The organism is Collinsella aerofaciens, from assembly GCF_009876115.1.
In the GTDB taxonomy this organism is placed as follows: Bacteria; Actinomycetota; Coriobacteriia; order Coriobacteriales; family Coriobacteriaceae; genus Collinsella; species Collinsella aerofaciens_N.
Genome location: NZ_WWSY01000005.1, coordinates 1 through 13152, shown reverse-complemented (window position 1 = coordinate 13152; position 13152 = coordinate 1). Strand labels below are relative to the sequence as shown.

Here is a 13152-nt window from a genome sequence, read left to right as displayed (position 1 = left end):
CGTGCAGGCAAAACGGGGGCGCCGCGTGTGGCAACGGCGCTCCCGAGTTCGGTGTGATTCGATGCGGGTTTAGGCCTCGACGGTATCCAGGTCAAAGCCAAAGTAGCGGACCGCGTTGTTGTAGCTAATGTCGCGCACGATGGCTCCCAGCAGCTCCATGTCGGCCGGATACTTGCCCTGCTCGACCCACTCGCCGATCACGCCGCACAGCACGCGACGGAAGTACTCATGACGCGGGTAGGACAGGAAGGAGCGGGAATCGGTAAGCATGCCCACAAAGTTGCCCAGCACGCCCTCGTTAGCCAGAGCCGTGAGCTGCTCGCGCATACCGACCTCGTTGTCGTTGAACCACCAGGCGCTGCCGTTCTGGATCTTGCCGGCGGTCGGAGCCTCCTGGAAGCAGCCCATCACGGTATCGATCATGGTGTTGTCGATGGGGTTCAGGCTGTACAGAATGGTCTTGGGCAGACCCGTGGCCTCCTGGATGGAGTTGAGGAAATCGGCCAACTGGTCGGACGGCGTGTAGTTGGAGATGCAGTCGTAGCCGGTGTCGGGACCGAGCTTGGCGAACATAGCGCGGTTGTTGTCACGCTTGCAGCCAAAGTGCAGCTGCATGGCCCAGCCAAGGCGGACATACTCGCCGGCGACGAACTGCATAAAGGCCGTCTTGTACTTGAGGACCTCGTCCTCGGTAAGCGGCTCGGCGGCAAGGCCCTTGGCAAAGATGGCCTCGATCTCGTCGGCGGTAGCCGGAGCGTACATAACGTAGTCGAGCGCGTGGTCGGAAGCGCGGCAGCCCAGCTCGTGGGCGACCTCGTAGCGCTTGGAGATGGCGGCCTTCATGCCCTCGAAGTCGCTGATCTCAACGCCAGCAACCTCGGAGAGATGCTTGCAGTAGTCGGCGAACTCCTGGCCACGCTCGATGCGCAGGGCGGCATCGGGGCGCATGGCGGGAACGACCTGAACGTCAAAACTGTCGTCGGCGGCAATCTTCTTGTGCCACTCAAAGCTGTCGGCGGGGTCGTCGGTAGTGCAGATCATGCGGACGTTGGACTGCTTGATGAGGTTGCGGCAGGTAAAGCTGGCCTCAGCGAGCTTGGCGTTGGCAAGGTCCCAGACCTCCTGAGCGGTTTTGCCGTTCAGGACGCCCTCGTAGCCAAAGTAACGCTTAAGCTCCAGGTGGCTCCACTCAAAGACGGGGTTGCCCACGCAACGGCCCAGGGTCTCGGCCCACTTCTGGAACTTCTCGCGAGCAGGGGCATCGCCGGTAATGAAGCGCTCGTCGACGCCGTTGGCACGCATCAGGCGCCACTTGTAGTGGTCACCGCCCAGCCAAACCTCGGTGATGTTCTCAAAACGCTTGTCGTCCCAGATCTCCTTGGGAGAAATGTGGCAGTGGTAGTCAACGATGGGCATGCCCTCGGCAAAGTTGTGGAACAGCTCCTCACCGGTTTTGGTGCTCAGCAGGAAATCCTGATCGTCCATGAAGTTTTTCATCAAACAACCCCTTTGTTGGCGGAGCGGGCGCACGATGCGCTCGTTATCCTCTAGGTGAACGTTCACTATACTAATTCATTGCGACTTAAAAGGTGAACGTTCACCTAACCACCATGGGGTGAACGGTCGATTTTACCCGTTCAACGGTTACTGGAGCCGTGACTTGTATGTATTGCGAATTGGCAGGCGTCCCCGAATACCGAGCTTGAGCGCTTTGGCCAGGTGGGTCATGTTCCGCCGTGCATTTTTGGGAGTATTCAGCATCGGAGCGCACCGCGCACCGTCTTCGAAGCCCTATCTGATGCTCATATTGCGCCCAATCGGCATAAATAAGTGCCCCCGATGGCGAATTACGCCATCGGGGGCACTTAAAACAGTCGTCCTAGCCTCTTTCGGGACACGCCATTGCTGAATACTCCAAAAAATGCACGTCGCAAGAGGGGGTACCTGACCAAACGGCTAAATTCCCGCAAGCTCGCAGTAGCGGTCGACGTTGCTGGCAAACACCATCTCCACAGCACCCTTCTGCACGGGCTCCGCCGGAGTTTTACCCCACAGCAGATACTCGCCCAAGGTCTTGGCACCACGGTAGGCCAGGCTCACCGGGTCCTTATAGACAATATTGGTAAAGATGCCACGGCGCAAGGCCAAGGCGCTCTCGGGGAACAGGTCGTTGCCGATTACCATGACCTTGCCGGCCTTGCCGCTTGAAACAAGCGCGTCGGCGACCACCTCGGAACCAACGGCAAAAACGCTACAGATGAGCTCGGGAGCATCCGGCGCACTCAAGCGCTGCTCAAGCTCGCGCTCGAGCTGTTTGACTTGCGCATGGGCGCCGGCAAGGTCCTCAACCTGCCATGGAATATCGTGTTCGCGCAGGTAATTATGAAAGGCGCGGGCGGTCAGGTAGTGGGAATCGGTATAGGGGTCGCCCGCCAACAAGAGCACGCGGGCGTCAGCCCCAGAAGCGTGGACCAGATTTGCCGCCTGCTCTGCCATAAGACTGCCCGCCGCGGAATAGTCCGCCAGACTGGCACCCAGGCGATCGAGGTGCGGGCGGTCGCCGTCTACGAGCTCGATTGTCACGCCCGCCTCGGCAATCTGCCTCAAGAGCTCGGTCGCGCGGTCATCACCCGGAACATAGGCAAGCAGACCATCGATCTTCTCGCCTACCTGCAGACGCTCATCGATCTGCTCGAGCGCATCGGCGTAGCCACCCACGCCAAATTCAACGCGCTCAACCGTAATGCCCCGGTCGATGACCTCCTGCTCAAAGCGGTTGCAGCCTTCCCAAAGGTAACGGAAAAAGTACGCCCCCTCGCGCGATGCGCGGGGCAGGCAAAACACCAGGTTGATATCCTTGCGGCGCAGGCTCGAGGCACTTGTGTTGCGATGGTAGCCCATGGCCTCGGCCTTGGCATTCACCTTGGAGCGCACGGATTCGCTCACGCCAGCCTTACCCGTCAGGGCCTTGTGCACGGTATTGATGGAAACGCCAAGCTCGGCGGCAATGTCCTTCATGGTTACGCGAGCGCTCATGGGGTTACTCCGTTATAGATAAGTTGCCAATTAACAGTACAGGTAACGATACCCCAAAATCACTCTTCAACTCGCCGCGCTCGCCGCCAAATGTGCAAAGCGCCCCGCGAACGGATGCTCGCGGGGCGCCTGGATGCCTGGACCTTATTTGATACCGCGGCTCAGGTCTTCGGCAATTTTGTCCACGCCCTTAAGCGCGGCGCAGGTTTTTTTATTGGAACAATGTCCCGTGCAAACGCCACCTTGAGCGCAGTCGGCGCAGGTGCCCTTGCGATAAATGCGCACGCACACGGCGACAAACGCGATGCCGATAACAGCCAGTACAACAATATCGATAGGTGCCATAGCAAGCCTCCTCTAGTTAACCACCACTTACTTTACCCCATTCTCCACCTGCCAAAAAGGGACAGGTATATTTTGGTCGGTTTTATCTGCGGAAACGCCACATCTCCCTCACCAAAAAGCCCAAGTGTCGCTGGGACACCCGGGCTCGTGGAAAGGGGCTGATCCTTAATCGGACTTAAGCGGAAACTGCAGCGGAAGCGGTGTTGGTCTCGTCCTCGTCGGTCCAAGCGTGCTTGGGCATGGGACGGAAGATCTGGAAGAGCATCGCAACCAGCAGAACGATGGCTACAACCGTCCAAATACCAAACTGGCCAAGGACAAACAGGTTGTAGAACTGGTTGATGAACAGGCCGATCACCCAAGCAAAGGCGCACTCGTAACCGATGGCAATCGCGGTCCACTTGCCGGAGTCCATCTGATTGCGGATAGTGCCCATGGCGGCAAAGCACGGAGCGCACAGCAGGTTAAAGGCACCAAAGGCAACGCAAGCGCCCATAGTCGGGAACATGCCGGCAAACGCGGTCCACAGGCTCGGGTCGGTCTCGGCGGCGTCGGCAACGGACAGCAGCGAGCCGGCAGTGGCGACGACGTTCTCCTTGGCGACGAGGCCAGAGACAGTCAGCGCGGTGGCCTGCCAGGTGCTAAAGCCGAGCGGGGCGAAGATCCAGGCGACCAGGTTGCCCAGCATGGCGAGCACGGAGTAGTCCATAAACTCCTCGGGGATGCCGTCCATCGCGGGCAGGAAGCCAAAGGAACCGTTGTAGCTACCAAAGTTGGAGAGGAACCAAACGACGACGGTGGACGCGAAGATGACCGTGCCGGCCTTCTTGATAAAGGCCCAGCAGCGCTCCCACACGTGCAGCGCCCAAGAGCGGATCGCCGGGAAGTGGTAGGCGGGAAGCTCCATAACGAACGGCGTCGGGCGACCGGCAAAGAGCTTGGTCTTCTTGAGCATGAGGCCCGAGGCGATGACGGCAAAGACGCCCAAGAAGTAGAACAGCGGGCTGATCCATGCGGCGGTGGTGGAAGAATCGCCGATGATGGAACCCATGAGCAGAGCGATGATCGGCAGCTTGGCGCCACAGGGAATAAACGTGGTGGTCATGACCGTCATGCGGCGGTCCTTCTCGTTCTCGATGGTCTTGGTGGCCATGACGCCGGGGACGCCGCAGCCCGAGGACACGAGCATGGGGATAAAGGACTTGCCGGACAGGCCAAAGCGGCGGAACACGCGGTCCATGATGAAGGCGACGCGGGCCATGTAGCCGCAGTCCTCCAAGAAAGACAGCATCACGAACAGCAGGAACATCTGCGGCACGAAGCCGAAGATGGCGCCCAGACCGCCGACGATACCGTCACAGACCAGCGAATCGACCAGGCCACCGTCCTCGGTGCCGCCCGCCACAAGGGCATCGTGCACCACGGTGGTAATACCCGGAACATAGGGGCCGTACTGTGCCGGGTCGACCGAGTCGGCGGCGTCACCCGCAGCCTCGACAGCTGCGTCGTAGGCGTCGCGGCCCTGGCCGAGCACATACCAACCGTCGGTGCCAAAGAGCTGGTCGTTGGTGAAGTCGGTCACCGTGCCGCCCAAGGTAGAGACGGCAATGTAGTACACGCAGAACATGATGACCACAAAGATCGGCAGGCCCAAGATACGGTTGGTAACCACACGGTCGATCTTCTCGGAGGTGCTCATCTTGGCCGGAGCCTTGGTGAGGCACTCGTCGATGATGTGGGCGATCACGCCGTAGCGCTCGCCGGTGATGATGGACTCGGCGTCGTCGTCGCAATCCTGCTCGCACTGGGCGACCAGCTGCTCAACGCGAGCGGCCTTCTCCTTAGTGAGGTTGATGAGCTTGCAGGCGTCCGCGTCGCGCTCGAACAGCTTGACGGCGTAGTAGCGACGCTTGTTGGCGGGAACGCTCGCCGGCAGATTGTTCTCGATGTGGTCCAGAACGTCCTCGATGGAGGAATCGAACTTGTGCTCCGGCACCTGGCCCTTGGAAGCAGCGGACTTCTTGACCTGCTCGAACAGCTCGTTGATGCCCTTGTTCTTAAGGGCCGAGATCATCATGACCGGGCAGCCGAGCTTCTTGGAGAGCTTGTCCGTGTCGATCTTGTCGCCGTTCTTCTCGACCAAGTCAGCCATGTTGAGGGCGACGACCACGGGCAGGCCGGTCTCGATAACCTGAAGCGCCAGGTACAGGTTGCGCTCCAAGTTGGTGGCGTCGACCACCTGGACGACGACATCGGGCTCGCCGCTCATGAGGTAATCGCGCGAGCACTGCTCCTCGGGGCTATAGGGGGAAAGCGAGTAGATGCCGGGGAGGTCCGTGATGGTAACGTTCTTGTCGCTCAGGAGCTTGGCTTCCTTTTTCTCAACCGTGACACCGGGCCAGTTGCCAACGTAGCCGTTGGCGCCGGTGATCAGGTTGAAAAGCGTGGTCTTGCCGCAGTTGGGGTTACCCGCCAGCGCGACATGGATCTGAGAATCCGCCATTCAATCCTTCTTCCTTGTGTGCCTGCGCTGCTTTCTCCGCGCGGGCTGGATAATGTGCTTCAAAGATGCTGCATTAAGTTAGAAAAACCTAACTTTATCTGCAGAAATATACGTCGCGAGTCCTTACTGAACCTCGACGACGGCGGCCTCCTCCTTGCGGATGGAAAGCTCGTAGCCGCGCACGTTGATCTCGACCGGATCACCGAGCGGTGCAACTTTCACGACCTTGAACGAAGTGCCCTTGATGAGCCCCAGGTCCATAAGGTGGCGGCGAAGCGCACCCTCACCGTGAAGCTTGACGATGGTGGAGCTCTCGCCCACCTTAACGTCACCCAACGTCTTCATTTACTTGTCCCCCTTTCAGTGCGTACAGAAATACCGTCGACTAACCGACGGTCATGATGTGCATGGCAACCTTGGAATCGATGCCAAAGCGTGCGCCCAGCACGGTGACGATGATATTGGCGCCACTCGAGCTCACCACGTGGATTTCGTTGCCCTCGACAAAGCCGAGGTCCTTGAGGTGGTGCTTCATATCCTCATTGCCCTTTACACGAGACACGCGCACGGTTTCGCCCGCTTTTACCATCGAAAGCGGCATTGCCGGCATCTGCGGTCCGCAAGACATGAGTGGCTCCTAACGTCAGTTCGTCCTCAACATCGACGCGGTAAAAGTTAACCACACCTATGTTCGCTTTAGTAAACTAACACGTGGTTAACTTTTTGGAAAGGGTCCCCATTCAGATTTCGAAAAAGTTTCCTATATGAAACAAAGAAGGCACCGCAAAGACTGTCTCTTTGCGGTGCCTTGTCATACCAATTTATGCAACAGAGGGGGCTGCCCCTTTGCCACATTATTGCGGTTAAAGCGAGAGGTTTCTGATCGACGTGACGCAGGAGGCCTCATCCACGCCCGAAACGCGGAACACGATGTCTTCGCCACATTCGCCGTAGAGAGCCATGAGCCCCATCACATCGCGGCCGTCGGTATGGCGATCGCCGATGCTGACCGATACGTTGCTACGATGCTTGGCAATAATGTCATAGAGCAGCGCAACCGGGCGGGCATGCAATCCCAACGGATCTTTAATCGTCTTTGTAAACTCGACCATGTCCCCTCCCGCGGCATCGCACATTCGGCCGGCAAACCCAGCCACGTGGTAGTTATTGTACGTTACCGGCGCACCCCCGTCCCACAAAAAACGAGGGAAGGCACACGTCCTTCCCTCGTTACAGGCAATAGGTAGCCGCTTGCCTACATCAAGCGCAGGCTGACGTCCTTGAGCTGGGCGCCGGAAACGGCACTCGGAGCGCCCGACATGAGGTCGGAGCCGCTGGCCGTCTTGGGGAACGCCATGACGTCGCGGATAGAGTCGGAGCCGGTGAGCAGCATGCACACGCGGTCCAGGCCCAAGGCGAAGCCGCCCATCGGGGGCGCACCAAACTTGAGGGCCTCCATGAGGAAGCCAAACTGAGACTCGGCGCGCTCCTCGGTAAAGCCCAGGAGCTTGAGCATGGACATCTGCATCTCGGCGTTGTGGATACGCATACCGCCGCCGCCGGCCTCAAAGCCGTCCATGACAAAGTCGTAGGTGCACGAACCGGCTGCCAGCGGGTCGGCCTCGATCTTGGCGATGTCGGTCTCGGTCGGCAGGGTGAAGGGCTGGTGCTCGGCAGCGTAGGCCTTGCGGTCCTCATCCCAGTGGAACAGCGGGAAGTTGACGACCCACAGGAAGTCGTGGCCCTCGCGCTTGATCTCGAGCGCGTTAGCCATGTGGGAACGCATGCCGCCCAGGATCTCGTCGGAGAGCAGGCGCGGGCCGGCGGCGAACATCACAAGGTCGCCGGGCTCGACGTCCATGCGCTCGCGCAGAGCGGCCATCTCCTCGTCCGAGAAGAACTTGACGATGGGGCTGTTGATGGAGCCGTCCTCGCGGAAGGCGATCCAGGCCAGGCCCTTGGCGCCAAACGTGGAGGCCACGCCGGCGAGCTTATCGATCTTGGCACGTGCCCAGGCACCGGCGCCCTTGGCGTTGATAGCCTTGACGACAGAGCCCTCCTCGTTTGCGGCAGTCGCAAAGACCTTGAACTTGGAGTTGGCGAAGATGTCGGTCAGGTCGACCAAGTGCATGCCATAGCGGGTATCGGGCTTGTCGGAGCCATAGGTGTCCATGGCCTCCCAGTAGTTCATGCGACGCAGCGGCGTGGGCATCTCGACACCCATGCGGCCGAAGGCATCGGCCAGGACCTCTTCGAGCGCGCTCATGACGTCATTCTGGTCCACGAAGGACATCTCGATATCGACCTGGGTGAACTCGGGCTGACGGTCGGCACGCAAGTCCTCGTCGCGGAAGCACTTGGCAACCTGGTAGTAGCGCTCGACGCCACCGACCATAAGCAGCTGCTTCAGGAGCTGCGGGGACTGCGGCAGGGCGTAGAAGTTGCCCGGCTGGATGCGGCTGGGGACGATGAAGTCGCGGGCGCCCTCGGGCGTAGACTTGAACAGGGAGGGCGTCTCGACCTCCATGAACTCACGGTTGTGCAGCGCCTCGCGAATGGCAAAGGTAAAGTCGGAGCGCAGCTTGAGGTTGGCCATCATCTCGGGACGACGAAGGTCCAGATAGCGATAGCGCAGGCGGGTGTCCTCGCTGGTCTCGATGCCGTCCTCAATCTGGAACGGCGGGGTGACGGACGTGTTGAGCACCTCGGCGTGGTCGGTCAGGACCTCGATCTCGCCGGTCGCGAGCTTGGTGTTGGTGGTCTCCTCGCCACGGGCGCGCACGACGCCGTGAATCTTGATGGGCCACTCGGGACGCATGGTCTCGGCGATCTTAAAGGCATCGCCGTCGGAGTGCTCGGGGTCGAAGGTGAGCTGCGTGATGCCCTCGCGGTCGCGAAGGTCGCAGAAGATAAGGCCGCCGTGGTCGCGGCGACGGCTCACCCAACCGGTGAGGGTGACCTCTTCGCCCACGTTCTCGAAGCGAAGCTCGCCGCAGGTACGGGTGTGCATGGAATGCTCATCGATGGGACGGGTCTGGCTCATACCAGTGATCCTCCTTTATGGATCTGTGCCGCCCCGTGTCGTTCCGGGCGGCGTCGTACAGATTTGCCCAGCCTGCGTAAACCGCGCAGCCAGACATGACGTTCTATCTTATCGCACTCGCGTCGATGTGCCGCGAAAAAGTGGCTCCTGCCCAAAGACTTGACGGAGACGAAACAATTGACGCGCCGCGGCACCCGCCCGCGCTCGTCACGTGCGACAATATGCCCCAATAAAACAGCACTCGGAAAGGCCCGCCATGACTGCACGCCTCATCGTTATGGATATCGACTCCACGCTCATCAACCAGGAGGTCATCGACCTGTTGGGCGAAGAGGCCGGCGTGGGCGAGCAGGTGGCACAGATCACCGAACGCGCCATGCGCGGCGAGCTCGACTTTAAGCAGGCGCTCGAGGAGCGCGTGGGGCTGCTCGCCGGCCTGGACGAGAGCGTGTTCGAGCGCACCTTTGAGCGCGTGACATTTACCCCCGGCGCGTTGGAGCTTGTGCGCTCGGCGCACAGCAAGGGCTGGAAGGTCGGCGTGGTGAGCGGCGGTTTCCACGAGGTCGCTGACAAGATCGTGGCTGCCGCGGGTATCGACTTCTGCCTGGCCAATCGTCTGGAGGTCGTGGACGGCAAGCTCACCGGTAAGTTGGCTGCCGACATTGTGACCAAGGAGTCCAAGCTCATCCAGCTGCTGGACTGGGCAGTTGAGTGCGGCGTCGATATGGCCCACACCGTCGCGATCGGCGACGGTGCCAACGACATCCCCATGATTCAGGCCGCGGGCACGGGCATCGCGTTTTGTGCCAAGCCCAAGACGCGCGAGGCCGCCCCGTTTGCCATCGACGAGCGCAATCTGATGCTCGCCATGGACATCATCCTGCGCGACTAGCCAATCCGTCTAACAATTGATTCAGTCTGTCCTATAGTTTCCGAACAATTTTGTCCTAGTGTTCGGAAACATACCCTTTGAGTGCTAGACTTTGCGCCGTCGAAGGGAACATATATGGATAAGCGAGATCTTGAGCAATTGCTGAGCGATGTTGCCGGCGGAGCAGTCACCCCTGCCGACGCCCTCACGCGCATCCAGACGGCTCCGACCGCCGATTTGGGCTTTGCGCAGCTCGACCTTTCGCGCGGGGTGCGCCAGGGAGCCGGCGAAGTTGTCTACGGTGCCGGTAAAACCGCCGAGCAAATTGCCGCCATTATCAAAGCATTACTCGATGCCGGCCAGGAGCGCATCCTGGTCACGCGCCTGGACGACGAAAAGGCAGCCTGCACCTCGGAGCTCCTCGGCAACGGCATCGACCTGGGATATGTCCCGGACGCCCAGCTCGCCCTGGTGGGTGGCAAGCCCTCCCCCAACGGCAACGGACGCATCGTCGTCGCCTGCGCCGGCACGAGCGACCTGCCCGTTGCCGAGGAAGCCGCGTTGACGGCCGAGTTCTACGGCAACGAGGTCGATCGCCTCTACGACGTGGGTGTCGCCGGCCTGCACCGCCTGCTCGCTCATGCTGAGGAACTTGCCCAGGCGCAGGTGGTCATCGCCATCGCCGGCATGGAAGGCGCCCTGGCGAGCGTCATCGGAGGCCTTGTGAGCTGTCCGGTCATCGCCGTCCCCACCAGCGTGGGCTATGGCGCGAACTTTGGCGGCGTAGCCGCGCTGCTCGCCATGCTCAACTCCTGCGCCAGCGGCGTTTCGGTCGTCAATATCGATAACGGCTTTGGTGCCGCCTACCAGGCAAGTCTTATCAATCATCTGAGCGCCGGCACGTCCTGCGCCCGCTAAGGAGCATTTCATGTCCAACCATCACCACACGCTTATCATCGACGGCACCTCGGGCATCAGCGGCGATATGACCGTCGCGGCCCTGCTCGACCTGGGCGCCAGCGAGAAGCATCTGCGCGAGCAGCTCGCCACGCTGCCGGTCGACGGCTTTGAGATTGCCGTTACACGCGCAAACAAGCATGGCATCGACGCCTGCGACTTTGACGTTCAGCTGGCAGAGGAGCTCGAGAACCACGACCACGACATGGCCTGGCTCTACGGCAACGAAGCGCCTGCCGAGCACACTCACGAGCATGAGCACCACCATCATGATCATGGCGAGCATGAACACGAGCACTGCCACGAGCATGACCATGAGGCCCACGGTCATGGCCACGAGGGTCACCATCACGCCCACCACCATCACCACCGTTCTTTGGCGGACGTCACCGCCATCATCGATGGCTCGCAGCTAAGCGATGGCGCCAAGCGTCGCGCGCTCGCCATCTTTACCGCGCTCGCCGCCGCCGAGGCCAAGGCCCACGGCAAAACGCCCGAGACCGTCATGTTCCACGAGGTGGGCGCCGTCGACTCCATCGTCGACGTCTGCTCTGTCGCCATCTGCCTCGATGACCTGGGTATTGAGGACATCGTGGTCGAGTCGCTCTCTGAGGGTCACGGTACCATCCGCTGTGCCCACGGTCTCATGCCCATTCCCGTCCCCGCCGTCGTCAACCTGTGCCAGGCAGGCAATATCGCTCTCACGCCGGCACCGGTCGCCGGCGAGCTCGTGACGCCCACGGGTGCCGCCATCGTCGCCGCGCTACGCACGTCCGAGCACCTTCCGGTCCGTTACCGCATCGAGGCCGTCGGCTACGGCGCCGGCAAGCGCCCTTACGAGGGCTGCTCCGGCACGCTCCGCTGCCTGCTCGTTCACGTGGATGCATAGCCATGGATGCCCGCAAGGCAAAAAGCCGCGCCGCTATTGTCACGGCGTTTTCCGAGCTCCTGCGCGAGGAGGACTACGGCAAGATCACCGTCGGCGACATCATCGCGCGCGCTCACGTAGGCCGCGCGACATTCTACGGCCTCTTCAAGAGCAAAGATGACCTACTGTCCGAACTCGTGAGCGACATCTGCACCCACGCCCTCGATGATGACGGTACGCCCCTCGATGACCCACTCGTACAGGTCGAACATATCCTCAACAACCTCTGGGAGCGCCGTCAGGGTGTACGCGCCCTCGTAGCCGGCGCCGGCTCACGCGTCTTCGCCGACTGCTTACGCAAGACCATCATGTCACGAGCAGCCGAAACCGTCCCCACCGACCCAAACGGCCCCGCCGCCACCATGAACCGAAGCTTCCTACTACACCACATAGCCTCAAGCTTCGTAGGAATGGTCCAATGGTGGGCCTGGCACAACTTCCAAGCCCCAAAAGAGGACGTAGCCAAAGACTACCTATCAGCCATAAAACCCCTCTTCAACTAAGTTAGAAGCTCATCCCAAAGCACCGCCCCACCCCAAGGCGCCACGCATCCCAAAGTGTCACTCGCGCCTCAACGCCGCCAACAGCAACAAGCCCCTCCCATCCAAATTCAGATTTATATGTTGGGTTGCTTGCTCGAGCGCAGCAAAGATCCCGCAGCTGGCCGCATGGGGTAACTTCCCAGCGCATTCCGCAGGACGAAAGAGCCCCCGCCGCACGAAGTGTGAACTGCCTCCCATTTCTTGGACACGAGAAATGGGAGGCTTTTTATGCGTGTCGACTTGAGGGTGAAGCACGACATCGAGGCCAGGAGGGCGGCGATCGGGCTCTTCGAGCGAGGCCACGGCTCCGAGTCGGCGGCGAAGGCGCTGTCGGTCCCGCGCGACACCGTGAGACAATGGCTCTGCGTATACCGGTCGTTCGGAAGCGAGGTGCTGCTATCCATGGACGGCAAGCAGGCCAGGTACACATACGAGCAGAAGGTCGCCGCCGCCTCGGCCGTGGTCGACGGCGGCATGAGCAAGCGGGACGCCATGGAGGCGTTCGGGGTCATGTCCCTGGCGCCGCTCAAGAGATGGTGCGCGCTCTACCGCGAGGGCGGCGCCGAGGCGCTCAGGCCCAAGCCCAAGGGCCGGCCGAGCGGTTCCAAGGCGAGGCCGTGCACGCGCGAGCAGGAGCTCGAGGAGCGCTGCCGAAGGCTCGAGACCGAGGTGGCCTACCTAAAAAAATTGCGTGCCCTGGTCGAGAGGGACGGACTCTGACCAGGGCGAAGGTCGAGGCCGTGAGCGCCCTGCGCGAAGAGGGGTACGGGCTGGGGCGCCTGCTGGAGTGCGCCGGCCTGGCGAGGTCGAGCTACTACTACGCGCTGTCGCACCCGAAGGCCCCCACCAAGCCCGAGCTCTGGGAGGCCGCCGCCGAGATATTCTCGCGCACCGCCAACGGGTGCGGCCACAGGCAGATCGCCATGT

General features: G+C 61.0%; 13 protein-coding genes and 1 pseudogene. 6 read left to right on the top strand and 8 right to left on the bottom strand.

What is annotated here, in order from left to right; all coding sequences use genetic code 11:
- Positions 1–69: 69 nt before the first annotated feature.
- The 8 genes from uxaC to aspS form a co-directional block, all read right to left on the bottom strand.
- Positions 70–1497 (bottom strand): glucuronate isomerase, encoded by a 1428-nt coding sequence (uxaC, locus tag GT571_RS04090; RefSeq protein ID WP_161155646.1) that lies wholly within the window; start codon positions 1495–1497, stop codon positions 70–72.
- Positions 1498–1956: 459 nt separating this feature from the next.
- Positions 1957–3036, bottom strand: a complete 1080-nt coding sequence (locus tag GT571_RS04085; RefSeq protein WP_161155644.1) for a substrate-binding domain-containing protein — start codon at positions 3034–3036, stop codon at positions 1957–1959.
- A 144-nt stretch (positions 3037–3180) separates the two neighbouring features.
- Positions 3181–3381 carry a hypothetical protein gene (locus tag GT571_RS04080; RefSeq protein WP_161155642.1) on the bottom strand — a complete coding sequence of 67 codons (201 nt, stop codon included), beginning with the start codon at positions 3379–3381 and terminating at the stop codon, positions 3181–3183.
- 175 nt (positions 3382–3556) lie between these two features.
- Positions 3557–5884 (bottom strand): ferrous iron transporter B, encoded by a 2328-nt coding sequence (gene feoB / locus GT571_RS04075; protein WP_161155640.1) that lies wholly within the window; start codon positions 5882–5884, stop codon positions 3557–3559.
- A 123-nt stretch (positions 5885–6007) separates the two neighbouring features.
- Positions 6008–6229, bottom strand: a complete 222-nt coding sequence (locus GT571_RS04070; RefSeq protein WP_006234774.1) for a FeoA family protein — start codon at positions 6227–6229, stop codon at positions 6008–6010.
- Positions 6230–6269: 40 nt separating this feature from the next.
- Positions 6270–6512, bottom strand: a complete 243-nt coding sequence (locus GT571_RS04065; RefSeq protein ID WP_022094360.1) for a FeoA family protein — start codon at positions 6510–6512, stop codon at positions 6270–6272.
- A 235-nt stretch (positions 6513–6747) separates the two neighbouring features.
- A complete protein-coding gene (locus GT571_RS04060) occupies positions 6748–6996 on the bottom strand; it encodes an HPr family phosphocarrier protein (protein WP_158564421.1) in 249 nt (82 codons plus the stop codon).
- A 143-nt stretch (positions 6997–7139) separates the two neighbouring features.
- Complete coding sequence (aspS, locus tag GT571_RS04055) at positions 7140–8927, bottom strand: aspartate--tRNA ligase (protein WP_117583379.1); 1788 nt, start codon at positions 8925–8927, stop codon at positions 7140–7142.
- A 256-nt stretch (positions 8928–9183) separates the two neighbouring features.
- Between aspS and serB the strand changes: the two genes are divergently transcribed.
- The 6 genes and pseudogenes from serB to GT571_RS09990 form a co-directional block, all read left to right on the top strand.
- Positions 9184–9819, top strand: a complete 636-nt coding sequence (gene serB / locus GT571_RS04050; protein ID WP_117563673.1) for a phosphoserine phosphatase SerB — start codon at positions 9184–9186, stop codon at positions 9817–9819.
- A 114-nt stretch (positions 9820–9933) separates the two neighbouring features.
- Entirely contained in the window at positions 9934–10716 is a 783-nt protein-coding gene (gene larB / locus GT571_RS04045) for a nickel pincer cofactor biosynthesis protein LarB (protein ID WP_117790217.1), read from the top strand.
- Between the two features lie 10 nt (positions 10717–10726).
- Positions 10727–11644, top strand: coding sequence for a nickel pincer cofactor biosynthesis protein LarC (gene larC / locus GT571_RS04040; RefSeq protein ID WP_161155638.1), 918 nt, complete (start codon positions 10727–10729; stop codon positions 11642–11644).
- Between the two features lie 2 nt (positions 11645–11646).
- Positions 11647–12186: a TetR/AcrR family transcriptional regulator gene (locus GT571_RS04035; protein ID WP_118335452.1), complete on the top strand. Its 540-nt coding sequence runs from the start codon at positions 11647–11649 to the stop codon at positions 12184–12186.
- A 267-nt stretch (positions 12187–12453) separates the two neighbouring features.
- Complete coding sequence (locus GT571_RS04030; protein WP_161155636.1) at positions 12454–12945, top strand: helix-turn-helix domain-containing protein; 492 nt, start codon at positions 12454–12456, stop codon at positions 12943–12945.
- 20 nt (positions 12946–12965) lie between these two features.
- A pseudogene (locus GT571_RS09990) lies at positions 12966–13152 on the top strand (hypothetical protein); the annotation flags it as partial.